The following is a 16314-nucleotide window of genomic DNA, read 5'->3' on the forward strand; positions in this document are numbered from 1 at the left end:
GGCGAAGCCCCGCTCGGAGGGGAGCCGAGCGGGGCTTCGCCGCGTCCGGTGAGGGACACGGGCGTCGCGAGCTGGGGGACTCGCGACGCCTAGCGGGTGGTGAAGTCTTCGATCAGCCGGGCCCAGGCGCCCGCGCTCTCCAGCGCGGGGGCGTGGCCGGAGTCGAGGGTGGTCCAGCGGGCGCCGGGGATGCCGTCGGCGAGCGCCTTCGTCAGTTCGGGCGAGATCAGCTGGTCCTGGGTGGTGCCGATGACCAGGGTGGGCACGGCGACGGCGGGCAGGTCGGCGGTGATGTCGGTGCCCAGCACGAGGTCGACCTGCTCCAGCAGACCGGTCGGGGTGGTGAGCGCGACCAGCTCGATGAAGCCCTCCCGCTGGTCGTGGCTCATGCGCGACAGGTAGGCCTTGCCGAGCATCACCGAGGTGACGTAGCGGGCGAGCGCGGTCCGGTCGCCGTCCGCGAGGGCGCGCCAGCGCGTCACCTTGGCCTTGGTGGCCTCGTCGAGCGCGGCGAAGCCGGAGGTCAGGACCAGGCCGGTGACGCGGTCGGGGTGGCGGAGCGCGGCGCGGACGGCGGCGGCGCAGCCCAGCGAGTAGCCGACGACCGTGAACTCCTCGGCGCCCTCGTGCACGGCCGAGGCGACGAGCCGGTCGGCGAGGTCGTCCAGGTCGAGGGGACCCGACGAGCGCGGGGTCGCGCCGGAACCGGGGAGGTCGGCCCCGATGACCTTGAGCGTGCGGGACAGGGGGGCGAGCAGAGGCCCGAAGTTCGCCTGGACCGTGCCCCCCGCACCGTGGACGAGGACCACGGCGGGCCCCGTGCCGCGGACGGTGGTGGCGAGTCGAGCCACGGACGTGTCGACCTGGGTCATCGTTGGGCCCCTTTCATCGTCGAAGTCGGAAGCTATCAGTCGAGGCCGCGCATGATGGTGGGTTCGAGGCTTTCACCTTCGGCGGTCCACCATTCACGTGGAGGAATGCAGAACCTCTCGACGATGTCCTCGTGAGAAGCATTCGCTACGGCCACCTCGGTGGTTGCGTGTTCCATGGCGACTCCTGCTGTGTATCGCGTATACCGTCATACTCGATATGCGCTTCAGGTTCAATCACCGTAACGACTAAATGTGACGTAGAACAACCCCTAACACTCCCCTAAGGCATATCACAGGCGAATGCGGGACTGGGGTGTTCATTGCTCCGTTCAGCCGAGACACTGGAACACGACCGCCGCCGGTCCTCCTACACCTCCTACCTGCGGGAGCACAACCCCTAACACCCCCAGCACAGACCCCCCTAATTCACGTCGAAGTAACCCCTACTCCCGGACGACACTACTAAAAACGGTGTTACGGTACGAGGGGTCCGGACCATCGCGCAGCCACCACCGGTCCTCCGGGAATGGTGGGCGTGATCGCCGACATCGCGGACGGAGGCGATGCAGTGATGCGGTCGCAGAGCACCGGCGACAGCCGAATGCGTTCAGGCGGATTGGCGGACCACGAAGGTCGGCGCGAACACCACGGAACTGACGGGCCGGTTCGGCCGTTCGATGTGGTCGAGCAGCAGGCGGACCATTTCCGCCGCCATGTCCTCCACGGGCTGCCGAACCGTGGTCAACGGCGGATCGCAGACGAGCGCCGACCTGCTGTCGTCGAAACCGACGACGGCGACGTCCTCGGGAACGCGACGGCCCGCCCTGCGCAGCACCGGCAGGGCGCCGTGCGCCATCAGGTCGGACGCGATGAACAGCCCGTCCAGGTCGGCGCGCTCGGCGAGCAGCCGCTCGGCCCCGCGCGCCCCGGACTCGGAGCTGAAGTCGCCCTCGACGAAGGGCACGTCGGCCACGCCGAGGTCGGCCATGGCGGCGCGGAAGCCCTCCAGCCGGTCGATGGCCGCGGGGTTGTCGAGCGGACCGGAGATCGTCGCCACCCGGCGTCGGCCCAGCCCGACGAGGTGCTCCGCCGCGAGGCGGGCGCCCGCGGCCTGGTCCACGTCGACGTGGCTGATGCGGAGCTTGCCCATCGGCCTGCCGGACAGGACCACGGGCAGCCGCAGGTTCGCGAGCAGCGAGGGCAGCGGGTCGCCCCGGTGCGTGTGGATCAGTATCGCGCCGTCGAGCCTGCCCTGGCGCAGGTCGGCGACCAGGTGCTCGTGGGTGGACGTCCCGGCCAGCGTGACGACGAGGTGCACGCCGAGCGGCTGGACGACGCCCATGACGCCCTCCACGACCCTGCCGAAGAACGGGTCGCCGAAGATGCGGACCTCGTCGGGCAGCACCAGCGCCACCGAGCCCGCCCTGCGGGTGACCAGCGATCGAGCCGCCAGGTTGGGCCGGTAGCCGGTCGCGTCGATCGCCTGCTGCACCGCCTCGCGGATCGAGCTGTCCACCGTGGGCACGCGGTTGACCACGCGCGAAACGGTCGCGCGCGAAACCCCCGCCACCCTGGCGACTTCTTCGAGCGTCACGGCTCTTGTCGGTGGAGCAACGAGTTCGCTCGGCATGAACACATTTATACCTTGCCCGCGCGGAGCGACCGCGGGATTTCCACCAGATGGGCCGGCGGGTAGTCCTCAAACGGGTCGTCACCAGCAGCACAGCCGCTCGACCGCTTATCCGTGTGTTCTCTCGGTAAACACCGTGCAAAACCCGTCGACTTGGGCATGAAATAGCCCACCACAGTAGGAGGACGACCTTGTTCGCGAAGTGGGGTTCACTTGCGTACCACCGCCGCTGGGTGGTGATGATCGCCACCTTGGTGCTGACCGTGATGGGCGGAATGTGGGGTCTCGGGGTTTTCGACCGGCTCAGTGAGGGTGGTTTCGGCGACCCCACGAGCGAGGCCGCCAGGGCCACGAAGCTCGTCGAGGACACGTTCGGCCGCCAGGGCGGTGACGTCGTCGTCATGTACACGGCGCCGAACGGCAGCACCATCGACACGCCCGTGGTGAAGTCGAGGATCGAGACCGCGCTGGCGGGGCTGCCCACGGACGCGGTCAAGACCGTCGCGTCCTACTACAACCTCCCCCAGCCCAACCCGTTCGGCACGGCGGACAAGTCGAAGGCGCTGGTGGCGATCACGCTCCAGGCGTTCGACTCGAACACCCAGCTCAAGGACTTCGCCCGGATCTCCGACCAGCTGACGCTCGACGGGCTCGAAACGCAGTTCGCGGGCCAGATCCCGATCCAGAAGACGATCAGCGAGATGTCCGGCGCCGACCTGGTCCGCGCCGAGACCGTGTCGATGCCGATCGTGCTCATCCTGCTGGTGATCATCTTCGGCGGCGTCGTCGCCGCCTCGCTGCCCGTGCTCGTCGGCGGCCTGGCGATCATGGGCTCGCTGGCGCTGCTGCACGCGATCTCGCTGGCCACCGACGTGAACTCGTTCGCCATCAACGTCGCCAGCCTCCTCGGCCTCGGCATGGCGATCGACTACGGGTTGTTCATCGTCGGCCGGTTCCGGGAGGAACTGGCCGCCGGACGGACACCGGAGCAGGCCGTGCAGCGCACCGTCGGCTCCGCGGGCCGCACCGTCGTGTTCTCCGCGACGCTGCTCGTGATCGCGCTCGCCGGTCTGCTGCTGTTCCCGCAGAGCTTCCTCAAGTCGCTGGGCTACGGCGGCATGTCCGCGGTGGCCGTGGCCGCGCTCGTCTCGCTGACGCTGCTGCCCGCCCTGCTCGGCATCCTCGGGCACCGCGTCGACAAGCTGGCGATGCCGTGGCGCAAGCGCATGGCGAAGAGCGAGCACGGCGGCGGCTGGGCGACGCTCGGCCGGAAGGTGATGAAGAGGCCGCTGCTGTTCGCGGTCCCGATCGTGGCCGCGCTGCTGGCGCTCGGCACCCCGTTCCTCGACGTGAAGTTCGGCGAGGCCACCGAGAAGGTGCTGCCGCTCGGCAACGAGTCCCGCGTCGCCGTGGAGACGATGAACAAGGACTTCCCCGAGATCGCGAAGACCGGCCTCGACATCGTCGTGAAGGGCAACACCAGCCAGGAGGCCGTCGCCAGGTTCGCCGAGCGCGTGGGCGAGGTGCCCGGCATCGGCACGGCGGCGCTGGCGCTGGACCCCAAGGACAACGTGTGGCTGCTGTCGGCCAGCCTGGACGGTGACGCGCTGAGCGACGAGTCCAAGCAGGCCATGAAGGACGTGCGCGAGGTGACGCCCCCGCTGGGCGCCACCGAGGTGCTGGTCGGCGGTTCCACCGCGGTCAACGTGGACAGCCTCGCCGCGATCGGCAGCAAGCTCCCGTGGATGGCGCTGCTGTTCATCATGGCGACGTTCATCCTGATGTTCCTGGCGTTCGGCTCGGTGCTGCTGCCCGTCAAGGCGATCGTGATGAGCGCGCTGAGCCTCTCGGCCACGTTCGGCGTCCTGACGTGGATCTTCTACGACGGGCACCTGGCGTCGCTGCTCGGCGTCACACCGTCCCCGTTGGACTCGGGCATCGTCGTGCTGATGGTCGCGATGATCCTGGGCCTGTCGACGGACTACGAGGTGTTCCTGCTGTCCCGCATGGTCGAGGCGAAGAACCGGGGGGCGTCCAACGAGGAGGCCATCGCCACGGGTCTGGCCAAGACCGGTCGCGTCATCACCGCGGCGGCGATCCTGCTCATCCTGGTCACCGGCGCCTTCGCCTTCTCCCAGGTGGCCATGATGCGCTTCGTCGGCGTGGGCATGATCCTCGCCCTGGTGCTCGACGCCACGATCGTCCGGATGATCCTGGTGCCCGCGGTGCTCAAGCTCATGGGCGACGCGGCCTGGTGGGCACCCGGCCCGCTCAGGAAGATCCAGGAGAAGCTCGCCATCCACGAGGGCGGCGACGTGGACGACGACGACCCCGAGCCCCCCACCAACCAGCTGCCCGTGCAGCAGCCCGTGGGAGCCGGTAGGCACCTGAAGTAGGCGGTACCGCTCCACCGGGGGGAGGCTCCCGACCCGCACCGGGTCGGGGGCCTCCCCTTTCCCGTGCGCCCCGGAAACCGGGAAAACCCGTGCGCCCCGGAAACCGGGAAAACGAAGTGGGACGCGAACCGGTGCCAGAACGAGAACGGAGCACGGACGGCGGGAGAGCGCAAAGGCCGTCACACCCCTCACCCGTTTTTCCTTTTCACCCCGGCGGAAGGCGTCCCCCCGTCCTCGATTGACCGGGAGCCGCTCACGCGCATCACCGCCGGGCCTTTTCCCGTGGGCTCGCCGGCGTGGTGATCGCGTTCCGGGTCAGCGGCGCACGGCGAACCTCAGGTGCGGGACCCGGTCACCCCGGATGACGACATCCGGGTCCGCCAGCGCCATCCGGGCGTCGATTCCGCCGAAGTAGCGCTCGCCCGACCCGAACACCACCGGCACCACGTCCATCGCCACCTCGTCCACGAGGCCCGCGGCGAGGACCTGACCGCCCACGTCGCCCGCGTTCACCGCCACGGACCGCTCCCCGCCAGTTCCCGGGCCCTCTCGACCGCCGCCACCACGCCGTGCACGATCACCGTGCCCACGGGCTCTCCTCGTGCCCCTCGTGCCCTCTCCCCGCGATCCTGTCGCCCCCGACGCGGTCCGTCGTGGAAAATGACCAGGCCGGGATCGGCGGGAAGGAGGGCTCGGCGGGGAACCGCCTGGTCCACAGGCCCGTGAACCACCCGTCGACGAACACCGAGGGCGGCGCGGACGGGTCGGAGTCCCGGAGGCGGACCGGGTCGCCCTGGTTGACGAACGGGTGGGCCGACGGCATCGGCGGGACGGTCACCAGGCGGTGCCGCGGCACCCCGCTCAGGCAGTGGACGTCGTCGACGAACCGGTCGAGCGGCGGAGCGGGCACCCGGCCGACGTGGTCCGCGGCCCCGGTGCCCGTCCCGCGGGCCCGGAACGCCCCGCACGCGCCACGACGCCGGTACCCCGCTTCCGGGGTACCGGCGTCGTGGTCGAAGTCCTACGGCAGGGCCAGGGACTCCAGGTGGGGTACGACGGTGTCGACGCTCGGCAGTGCCAGCATCTCGCGGTGGGCTCGGCGCACCTCCTGGGTGATGGCCGGGTCGTCGAGGACGGTCCGGCAGGTGTCGTGGACGGACTGAGCGGTGGTCTCCGGGACCACTCGCCCCAGGTTCATCTTCTGGAGCAGGTCGGCGTGGAACGGCTGGTCGCCGAACTGCGGCATCACGGCCATGGGCGTGCCGCCGAACATGGACTCGCGGATGCTGTTGTAGCCGCCGTGGGTCAGGAACAGGTCGGCGCACTGGAGCAGCAGCGGCTGGGCCATGCGCTCCACGACGAGGACGTTGTCGCCGACCTCGACGCCCTCCATGGACAGCCCGCCCGTGGCGAGCACGGCGTAGCAGTCGAGCGACGACAGCCCACCCGCGATGGCCTGGAGGAGCACCTTCGACGGGTCCTCGTCCTGCGGGGGCCCGAACTGGAAGAACTCGCGCAGCTGGAGCAGCACGGTGCCCATGGCCGCGGCGACGAGGGGCTTGTCGGTCGGCAGGTCGGTGATCTCCCGGCTGAGCACCTCGTCCCTCGACACGATCGGCGACTGGCGGTAGCGGATCGCGTAGGGGACGTCGAACGCGGCGAACCCGTACCGCTCCGGCACGGAGTCGAAGCGCCCGTACCGGTACAGCGCGGCGGGGTCGTGCGCGGCGGGGATGCCGATCTCCGCGCGCCGCTCGTTCAGCAGGTCGACCAGGCGGACCGGGTCGACCATGTCACCGGCGCCGGACGGCCCGCAGATGTAGCGCAGCCCGAGCTGCTCGGCGACGAGCGTCGCGGCGATCTCGGCCGAGTCGCGCACGACCAGGTTCGGCTTGAAGTCCAGCGCCAGCGCCATGATCGCGTGGTAGGTGGGCGTGATGTGCGGGCCGCCCGCCATCACGAGCATCTCGTCGAACGCCGTCAGCTCCGGTGGCGGCGCCACCGGCTGACCGGTCTCCGCGGCCTCCCGGATGCGCTTCTCGGTCCCCTCCTTCACCACCGCCATGATCGAGTCGTGCATCTCGGGCAGCACGGCCGCCACGCGCACGCGCTCGATCTCGTAGATGTGCGCCAGCGACGGCGGCAGGGCCACGAGGACGTCGTGCCCCGCGTCCGCTATGGCGCGGATCAGCGGGAGCATGTCCCGCGCGTGCCCCTGCGATCCGGTGATGCTGCTCAAAACTCTCACGGCTGTCGCCTTTCGTCGTCGAAGTCGACGGTCACCGCATCGGGAACTTGACCTGACCGGAGACGATCGGGTTCACGTAGTTGCTGCTGGAGATCTGCATGCGGCGCATGGCCAGGCCGGTCAGGACTTCCAGCACGGCGCGCCGGGCGTTCAACGCGGTGGAGTAGCCGGGGTCGATGTGCGGGGCGACCTCGACCACGTCCATGCCCACGACGTTCGTCTCGTGGGCGAGTCGGCGCAGGGCCGGGAACAGCTCGCGGGTGGTGAGACCGCCGGGTTCGGGGGTGCCGGTGCCGGGCGCGTAGGCGGGGTCGAGCACGTCGATGTCGAGCGAGAGGTAGACGTTCGGCACGTGCGCCACGTCGGCGATGAGCTTGTCGATGACGGCGTTGATGCCGATGCGCTCGACCTCGGCCATGAAGTGCGACTTCATGCCCTGCCTGCGCATCCAGTTGAACTGCTCGTCGTCCGGTGCCGACGGGCTGCGGAGCCCCATCTGGATGATGTTGGAACCGGGGAACTTCTCGTCCTCGATGAGCCGGTAGATGGGCGTGGTGTGGCTGACCTTGTTGCCGTGGACCTCGGCGTGGCAGTCCGGGTGCGCGTCGAAGTGGACCACGGCGACGCTGCCGGGCCCGTGCACCTCGTTGAGCGCGCCCGCGCTGGGCCACAGCAGCGTGTGGTCGCCGCCCAGGACGATCGGGACCGCGCCGGTCTCGGCGATCTCCTTGACCATCTCCCGGATCGGGGGCATCGACCGCTCGTTGCTGAAGGTGTCCACCGGGGCGTCGCCGTAGTCGACGACCTTGAGCAGCTGGAACGGACGGACCCTGGTGGCGGAGTGGACGAAGTCCTCGTAGTTGTTGAAGAGGTAGCGCTCCTCGGTGCGGATGGCCCTGGGGCCGAACGCGGCGCCGCGGTGACCGACGGACTGGTCGAGCGGCACGCCCATGACGGCCACGTCCACGTTGCCCGCGCGCAGGTCCGCCTGGTCGAGGCAGATCGGGACGTTCATGAACGTCCCGATGCCCGTGTAGGCGGGTTGGGCGTAGTTGCGGCGCAGGTCGATGGGACCCGGCTCACGTGGGGGGTTGATCGCCGAGCGGAACCGGTGCGGCCATTCCTGGTCGATCATGAGTACTCCTCGCCTTTCTTACTTCTCCGGACGCAGCGCGGTTTTGGGGGTCACGGCCGTCACTCGGAAGTTCTTGGTCGTGCAGTCCAGCCGGTGGAAGAGGTTGTCGGCACCGGTGAACCACAGGTCGGTGACGCCCCCGCGGCGCAGCGCGGAGACCACGTCCGGCCAGTTGATGGGCCGGTCGAACGTGTCGAGCAGCATGGTGCGCATGGCGTCCGCGTCGGTGACCGTCGTGCCGTTCTGGTCGGCGATCACCGGGATCCGCGGGGCGGCGACGTCGTAGCGGCTGAAGACCTCGTCCTCCGCCTTGCGGCGCAGGGCGGAGAACGCCCTGGCGTGCACGGGCGGGCGCATCGAGTACATCGAGTACCCGCCCGCGTCCCGGATGCGGGACTTGAAGAAGTCCAGCGAGGATTCCCTCACCGAGACGAAGTAGAAGTCGTGGTCCAGGTAGCCGGAGATCTCGTACCACTCACCGCGGGCCTCCATCTCCGCGAGGATCTCCTTCGTCCGCTCCTCGGAGGTGCGGACGAACGACTGCGTGATGACGTCGGAGTACTCCGCGGCGAAGAAGTCCTCCTCGCACCGCGCCAGCTCCGCCGTCATCCGCACCACGTCGCCGAACGGCATCGAGTCGACGAACGCGGTCGCCGCCTTCTGCCCGAAGCTCGGCCCCACGCACAGGTCCGGGTCGAGCCCCATCGCGTCCACAGCCCGGTCGGCCAGGGCCACCGAGTTGATCAGGAACGCGATCTGCGTCGCCTCGGAGTACTCGTGGTCGGTGGCGCGGAAGCGGTGCAGCACCGAGTAGCCCAACGCCTCGTCGGCGGCGGCGAGCCGCCGACGGGCGTAGCGGTCCAGAACCATGTACCTGCCGACGTCGGCGAAGTTGCACGGTCCCATACCGGGGAACACGATCGCGGTGAGCCCCTGTTCTGCTTCGCCGTCGCGCGGGGCGCTCTGCGTGTCCTCCATGTCGATCGGTTCCCCGTTCTTCCTCAGACGCTCGCGCCGTCGGGGACCTCGGCCAGCGCCAACTGCTCCAGGTGCAGGCGGTCGGGCTTCCCGTTGCGGTTGAGGGGGAAGTTCTCCAGCACGTGCACCCGGTTCGGCCGCTCGTAGACCGGCAGCAGCTCGCCGAGCAGCTCGCGCCAGAAGTGCGGTTCGCGGTCCAGCGCGTCCTCGACGAAGAACACCAGCTGGCACCCGCGGCGCTCGTCCGGCACGGACACGACCTTCGCGGAACAGCCCTTCTCCGCGATCTTGCGCTCGATGATCTCCGGGTAGAGCGTGTAGCCCATCCGCGTCACGGCGAACTTCCGCCCGAACACCGACAGGTTGCCGTCCGCGTCGAGCTTCCCGAAGTCACCGGTCTGGAACCACTGGTGCGTGTGCGGCACCAGCGTGCCGTCCTCGGCCAGGTAGCCCTCCATCACGTCGGGCGTGTTGACCAGCACCTCACCGATCTGGTCCACGGGCACCTCGTGCCCCTCGTCGTCGACGACCTTGATCTCCAGCCCGTCCATGGCCCTGCCGCAGGCGACGGGGTTGTCCGGCGTGGCGAAGGAGACGTTGCCCATCTCGGTGCTGCCGTAGCTGTCCAGCAGCGGCAGGCCGAACCTGTCGACGTAGGCCTTGGTCAACGACGGGTCGAGCGGCGCGGCGCCGCTGCAGAACATCCGCACGGTGTCGACGTTCAGCCCGGCCTCGGGCCGCTTCTGCACGATGTTGAGGAGGCTGCGGTAGGTGGAGGGGGTCGCGTCCACGACGGTGACACCGGTCTGCCCGGCCATGACCAGCGCGCGGTCGATGCGCCGGTAGGGCGCCACGACGAGCGAGCAGCGCTCCTGCCACGCGATGAGCACCATGGAAAGCCCGTACTGGTGGGAGAACGGCAGCAGCGGCATCAGCACGTCACCCTCGCGGTGACCCACCTGAGCCGCGTTGCGCCGCAGGTTCTCCAGGAACTTGCCACCGGACTTCACGATGCCCTTGGGCGTCCCGGTCGAACCGGAGGACCACATGATCAGCCCGTCGGGCCGCTCGCACCAGTCGCTGAAGTCCAGCCGGTCGCCCAGCGGAACCCGGTTGGCGGCGGCCACCAGCAGCTCGTAGATGAACACCCGGCTCTCGTCCGGGTCCAACGGCGCGTCCTCGTCGACCAGGCACATCTTCACACCGGCCTGGTCGGCGATCCGCCGGGTCTGATCAGCGCGCTCCTGGCTGTCGACCATGACGATCGACGCGCCGACGTGCATCAGGGCGAGGAGTGTCACGACCCAACCAGCCGAGTTGCCCGCTTTCAACATCACCCGACAGCCCTGACCGATCCCGTTCTCACCCAGCACGTCGGCCACGCGCAGGGCGTTCTGCTCGAACTCGGGGTACGTCTGCACCGAGTCGGTCGAGAAGAGTTTCGCGGTCATCTGCGGCACTCCTCCTTCCTCTTGCTCACAAGGCCGCGGACGAGCGCACAAAGGGGCGCACTGCTCGCAGCAAGAAGTAATTCGTGAAGGCACTGCCCTGGAAAGAGGCTTCTCACTGAAGTCCAACTGGGACAAGAGTATTATTACAACGTTGCGAGAGGAAACCCCTGACCAGTCCCCTAGGCCCCCCTACCCCAACGAGCACCGACCAGTGCGCCGACAACAGCGGCCCATCAAGACAAACACAACATGACCAGCACGAACACAACAACCACGTCCACCGTGGACCCAACACGAACCAAGGCCCAACGCGTCTCAAAACCAAGGCCCGAGAGACAGGACCAGGACCAGTCAGGACCACCGACCGAGGTGGGCCGGGCACCTTTCCCTGAACCAGGCCGATTTTACTCGGGGGATTTGCCCCTTGAAATTTGTCGGGCAAGGACTTCCCACCTGCCCCTTCAAGCCCGACAAAGGGGCAAATCGAGGGGCCCCGAGTCACATCGGCCACCCCGCTGGGACCAGCGGATACCCGGTGCGACGGGACTCGCAGCCACCCGATCCGACGGACTCGCAGTCACCCGATCCAACGGGGCCAGCAGCTAGCCGATCCGACGGGACCCGGAGCCACCCGACCCGAAGGGACCGGAGCCACCCGATCCAACGGGACCAGCAGCCACCCCGCCCCACCGAAACCAGCGGCCACCCAGGCCCCGCACCTCACCCCAGAGCACCCAGGGCAGCCAGCCGCTCCCCGATCAACCCGGTCACCTCGTCCTGGTGCTCACTGAGGTAGAAGTGCCCGCCGGGGTAAACCTGCAGGTCGAAGGCACCAGAAGTGTGCTCCCCCCAGGCACGGGCCTCCTCTATCGTCGCCTTGGGGTCGCTGTCCCCCACCAACACGGTGATGGGGCAGGAGACCACGGCCCCGTCCTCGCACCGGTAGGTCTCCACAGCCTTGTAGTCAGCCCGGATGACCGGGATGACCAGGCGCAACAGGTCCTCGTTCCCCAGCAGCCGCGAATCCGTACCGCTCAACAGCTGCAACTCGGCCACGATCCCGTCGTCATCGCGGAGGTGGACCTGGTCGTTGCGGTACCGGGAAGGCGCCCTCCGCCCGGAGGCGAACAGCGCGACCGGCGGTGTCCCGCACCGCTCCAGCCCTCGGGCCACCTCGAACGCCAGCGTGGCTCCCATGCTGTGCCCCAGCAGCGCCAGGGGCTTGTCCTCGGTCCACGGCTGCAACGCCAGGACGATGCGGGCGGCCAACTCCTCCACCGATTCGATGCAGGGTTCCGCGCGGCGGTCCTGCCGTCCGGGGTACTGCACCGCCAGAACTTCCACTCCTGGCCTCAACGATTCGGAGACCGGGTAGTAGAAACTCGCCGATCCTCCCGCGTGCGGGAGGCACACCAACCGGACGGGACTGTCCGGGTTGGGGTGGAACCTGCGGATCCACTGGGCGGTGTCGACAACTACTCGTGCCATGGCGGTTGGTTGTTCCTCTCACGACATCACGACAATCACCAGGGGCGCACAACCTCCAGGCGCATCCGGAAAGACGTTTCGGATTGGTTACTCCACAATGGTGCGGGACGCCGTCGGCGTCCCGCACCCCCTGTTCACCCCTGTTCGGGTGAGTTCCGCACCAGCCACCCGTGCACGGCGGCGGCCGTGGTGGCCGCGTGCTCCCGCATCATCGAGAAGTGCGTGCCGGGCGCGTCCAGGACGGAGTGGTCGTAGTCCCAAGTGGACCGCCACTCCCCCGCCGGGTCCATCCCCGGCAGCGGTTCCGTGGCGCGCACGAGGAGCGTAGGGGTGGTGATCGGGGTCGGCTGCCAGCCCGCGTAGATCCGGCAGTACGCGCCCATCGCGGTGAGCCGCTGGTCGTCCACCAGCGTGGCGTCCTCGTCACCCGTGCCACCCACGACCTCGGGGTGCACGCGGGACAGGGCTTCGCGGTCGTGGCGGAAGATGTCCATCAGCACCAGGGCCGCGGCGGGCCGACCGATGCTCTCCAGGTGCTGTGCGACACCGTGGGCGAGCGTGCCGCCCGAGGAGTGGCCCACCAGCACGAACGGCTTGCCCTCAGCCTGCTCCAGCACGGCCTGCGCCTGGGCGCGGACGACGGCGTCGACGGACGCGGGCACCAGCTCGCCCTTGAGGAAGCCGGGCGTGGAGACCACGGACACGTCGCGCTGGTCGCGCAGCGAGGCCGCGAACCGCGAGTACACCTGGGGTCCGGAGTTGGCCAGGATCGGCGGGAAGCAGATCAGGCCCGGACCGGTCTCGCCCTTGGCCAGCCGTGCGGTGTGCAGCGGCTCGGGGAGGTCTTCCGGGCCGGTGAACGACGGCCGGAACTCCGAGACCGCCATCAGCAGCCCCATGAAGTCCTCGCCGCGGCCGGAGGCGTTGGCCTGCTTGGACATCAGGCCGAGCGTTCCGGCCGGTGCGGCGGCGGCCGTCTCCGGCACGTCGATCGCGCCCGCCAGGTGCTCGGCCACCAGCGCCGGGGTCGGGTGGTCGAACAGCAGCGTCGGCGGCAGCCTGAGCCCGGTGACCGCGTTGAGCACGTTGCGCAGCTCCACCGAGGTCAACGAGTCGAAGCCCAGCTCCACGAACTGCTGCGTGGGCTCGACCTTCTTCGAACCGTAGCCCAGGACGGCGGCGGTGTGCGTCAGCACCGCGTCCAGGAGCGTCCGCGTCCTGTCCTCGGCGGACTGTCCACGAAGGTCAAGCTGGACGTTGGCCGACGCCGCGCGGCGGGTCGTCGTCCGGACGAGTCCGCGCAGCAGCGCCGGGAGCGCGGGGCCGGCACCGCGCAGGCCCGCCGTGTCGAGCTTCATCGGCACGGCGACCGCGTGGTCACCGCGGAACGCCCGGTCGAACAGCGCCAGGCCCTCGGCGACACCCAGGGCGGCGACACCGGAGCGGCGCAGGCGGTCCTGGTCGGCGGTCATGCCGCCCAGGTCGTCCCACAGGCCCCAGGCGAGCGACAGACCGGCCAGTCCACGGGCCCTCCGCTGCCGCACCAGGGCGTCCAGGTAGGCGTTGGCCGCCGCGTAGTTGCCCTGGCCGGGCGTGCCGAACGTGCCCGCGGCCGACGAGAACACCACGAACGCGTCCAGGTCGCCCGCCAGCTCGTGCAGGGTCGCGACCGCGTCCACCTTGGGGCGCAGGACGTTGTCGACCTGCTCGGCGGTCATCTTCCCGATCGTCGAGTCGTCCAGCACACCGGCCGTGTGCACGATCGCCTTCACGTCGTGCGCGGCCAGCAGCGCGGCCACGGCGTCGCGGTCGGCGACGTCGCAGGCCGCGAAGTCCACCGCGGCACCGAGTTCGGCCAGCTCCGCCGCCAGTTCGAGAGCACCGGGGGCGTTCGAGCCGCGCCTGCTGGCCAGCAGCAGGTCGCGCACGCCGTGCTCGACCACGAGGTGCCGGGCGAACAGCGACCCGAGCCCACCGGACGCACCGGTGATCAACACCTTGCCGGTGCTGAAAGCACCGCCTCCATCCACATCGGACACGGTCCGGGTCAACCGGGGCGCGAACACCTCGCCGCCGCGGACCGCGATCTCCGGCTCGTCGGCCACCGCGACGACCGGTGCCCCGTCCTCCAGGTCCACCAGCACGAACCGACCGGGGTGCTCGGCCTGCGCCGAGCGGACCAGGCCGCGCACGGCGGCTCCGGCCAGGTCGGTCACGTCGTCACCGGGCCGGACCGCGACCGCGCCGCGGGTCACGAACGCCACCACGGCGTCGGACTCGGCGTGCTCGCGCACCGTCGCCAGCGCGGCGTGCACGGCCTCCGACACCCCACCGGACACCTCGACCACCACGACGTCACCGGTGGTGGCGGCCGTCGTGACCGGCACCCACTCGACGTGGAACAGGGAGTCGGTGGCCTTCGGGGCCACGGCGACCGGCCGCAGCACCAGCGAGTCGACGGAGGCGACCGGGGCACCGGTGGTGTCGGCGACCAGCAGCGACACCGCGTCGGTGCCCGCGCCGGTCATCCGGACCCGCAGCTCCCCCGCGCCGACCGCGTGCAGCCGGACACCGGCGAACGAGAAGGGCAGCCGCGTACCCCCGCCCTCGGCGAGGAAGTCGCCGAACCGGATCGCGTGCAACGCGGCGTCGAGCAGCGCCGGGTGGATCCCGAACGCGGTGGTGTCGGCGTCGAGCGACACCTCGGCGAACACCTCGGAACCACTGCGCCACGCCGACTTGAGCCCCTGGAACACCGGCCCGTACTCCAGGCCCAGCGCGGCGAAGTCCTCGTACAGGTCCTCCACGGCGACGGACTCGGCGTCGGCCGGAGGCCACGCGGCCAGGTCGCCCGTGACGGCGTCGGTGGACTTGCCCAGCGCCCCGGTGGCGTGCCGGGTCCACGGGCCGTCGACGTCGGCGCGGGAGAACACCGTCAGCGTGCGCCGCCCGGCCTCCTCCTCGCCGACCATGACCCGCAGCGCCACGCCGCCGTGCTCGGGGAGCACCAGCGGGGCTTCGAGCGTCAGCTCTTCCAGCAGGTCGCAGTCGGCCTGCGCGCCTGCCTGGAGCGCCATCTCCACGAACGCCGTGCCGGGCAGCAGGACCGTGCCGGAGACGGCGTGGTCCGCGAGCCACGGGTGGGTGCCCAGCGCGATCCGGCCGCTGAACACCAGGGCGTCGGACTCGGGCAGCGACACCTCGGCGCCGAGCAGCGGGTGGTTGCCCGCACCGAGGCCGAGACCGACGGCGGTGCCGTCGTCGGCGCCCGCGGGCGACTCCAGCCAGTAGCGCTCGCGCTGGAACGCGTAGGTGGGCAGGTCCACCGTCCTGGCCCCGGCGAAGAACGCGGTCCAGTCGACCGCCACGCCTCGCGCGTGCAGCGCGGCGACGGCGGTGACCAGCGACCGGACCTCGTCGCGGTCCTTGCGCAGCGACGCGACCAGCGCGGCCTCGACGACGCTGTCCTGACCCGTCGCGGTCAGCACGCCGTCCGGGCCCAGCTCCAGGAACGTCCGCACGCCCCGCGCTTCCAGGGACTTCACGGCGTCGGAGAACCGGACGGCGTCGCGGACGTGGCGGACCCAGTGCTCCGGGTCGGTCACCTCGCCCAGCAGGCCGATCTCCGGGTCGTGGAACGTCAACCCCGAGACGACGGACCGGAACTCCTCCAGCATCGGGTCCATCAGCGGCGAGTGGAACGCGTGCGACACGGCCAGCCGCTTGGACTTGCGGTCCGCGAAGCGACCCGCGACCGCCAGAGCGGCGTCGTCATCACCGGCGATGACGATCGAGGTCGGCCCGTTGACCGCCGCGATCGACACCCGCTCGGTCAGGTGAGGGAGAACCTCGTCCTCGGTGGCCTGCAACGCGATCATCGCGCCCCCGGCCGGGAGGGCCTGCATCAGCTTCGCGCGGGCGTTGACCAGCGTGGCCGCGTCCTCCAGCGACAGCACGCCTGCCACGTGGGCGGCGGCGATCTCACCGATGGAGTGGCCCGCGAGGTGGTCGGGGCGGATGCCCCACGACTCCACCAGCCGGTACAGCGCCACTTCCAGCGCGAAGATCGCGGGCTGGGTGAACTCGGTGCGGTCCAGCTCCTCCTGGGTGTCCCGC

The 16314-nt window shown here is 70.0% G+C and carries 11 protein-coding genes and 1 pseudogene; 1 reads left to right on the forward strand and 11 read right to left on the reverse strand.

The window, feature by feature from the left end:
• Window positions 1–89 precede the first annotated feature (89 nt).
• From VFZ92_RS34260 to VFZ92_RS34270, 3 genes are all read right to left on the reverse strand, one after another.
• Complete coding sequence (locus tag VFZ92_RS34260; protein WP_330880710.1) at window positions 90–872, reverse strand: alpha/beta hydrolase; 783 nt, start codon at window positions 870–872, stop codon at window positions 90–92.
• Between the two features lie 35 nt (window positions 873–907).
• Window positions 908–1048, reverse strand: a complete 141-nt coding sequence (locus VFZ92_RS34265; protein WP_330880712.1) for a hypothetical protein — start codon at window positions 1046–1048, stop codon at window positions 908–910.
• Between the two features lie 431 nt (window positions 1049–1479).
• Complete coding sequence (locus VFZ92_RS34270; RefSeq protein WP_330880714.1) at window positions 1480–2502, reverse strand: LacI family DNA-binding transcriptional regulator; 1023 nt, start codon at window positions 2500–2502, stop codon at window positions 1480–1482.
• Window positions 2503–2741: 239 nt separating this feature from the next.
• On the opposite strand from VFZ92_RS34270, the gene VFZ92_RS34275 reads away from it, so the two are divergent.
• Window positions 2742–4898, forward strand: a complete 2157-nt coding sequence (locus VFZ92_RS34275) for an MMPL family transporter (protein ID WP_330880716.1) — start codon at window positions 2742–2744, stop codon at window positions 4896–4898.
• A 315-nt stretch (window positions 4899–5213) separates the two neighbouring features.
• Here the strand turns inward: VFZ92_RS34275 and VFZ92_RS34280 are convergent.
• The 8 genes and pseudogenes from VFZ92_RS34280 to VFZ92_RS34315 form a co-directional block, all read right to left on the reverse strand.
• Window positions 5214–5473: pseudogene (locus VFZ92_RS34280) on the reverse strand (dihydrofolate reductase family protein); the annotation flags it as partial.
• Window positions 5474–5475: 2 nt separating this feature from the next.
• Window positions 5476–5808 carry a hypothetical protein gene (locus VFZ92_RS34285; RefSeq protein WP_330880719.1) on the reverse strand — a complete coding sequence of 111 codons (333 nt, stop codon included), beginning with the start codon at window positions 5806–5808 and terminating at the stop codon, window positions 5476–5478.
• A 111-nt stretch (window positions 5809–5919) separates the two neighbouring features.
• A complete protein-coding gene (locus tag VFZ92_RS34290; protein WP_330880721.1) occupies window positions 5920–7146 on the reverse strand; it encodes a glycosyltransferase in 1227 nt (408 codons plus the stop codon).
• A gap of 31 nt (window positions 7147–7177) precedes the next feature.
• The gene (speB, locus tag VFZ92_RS34295; protein ID WP_330880723.1) at window positions 7178–8281 is read right to left on the reverse strand and encodes an agmatinase; all 1104 of its coding nucleotides are present in this window, start codon (window positions 8279–8281) and stop codon (window positions 7178–7180) included.
• A gap of 18 nt (window positions 8282–8299) precedes the next feature.
• Window positions 8300–9259 carry an ACP S-malonyltransferase gene (locus VFZ92_RS34300; RefSeq protein WP_330880725.1) on the reverse strand — a complete coding sequence of 320 codons (960 nt, stop codon included), beginning with the start codon at window positions 9257–9259 and terminating at the stop codon, window positions 8300–8302.
• Between the two features lie 23 nt (window positions 9260–9282).
• Entirely contained in the window at window positions 9283–10710 is a 1428-nt protein-coding gene (locus VFZ92_RS34305; protein ID WP_330880727.1) for a class I adenylate-forming enzyme family protein, read from the reverse strand.
• 720 nt (window positions 10711–11430) lie between these two features.
• Window positions 11431–12198 carry a thioesterase II family protein gene (locus tag VFZ92_RS34310; protein WP_330880729.1) on the reverse strand — a complete coding sequence of 256 codons (768 nt, stop codon included), beginning with the start codon at window positions 12196–12198 and terminating at the stop codon, window positions 11431–11433.
• Between the two features lie 134 nt (window positions 12199–12332).
• Window positions 12333–16314, reverse strand: a 3982-nt coding sequence (locus VFZ92_RS34315; RefSeq protein WP_330880731.1) for an SDR family NAD(P)-dependent oxidoreductase, incomplete at its 5' end; no start/stop codon positions are given.

It is taken from the genome of Umezawaea sp., from assembly GCF_036375055.1.
Classification (GTDB): Bacteria; Actinomycetota; Actinomycetes; order Mycobacteriales; family Pseudonocardiaceae; genus Umezawaea.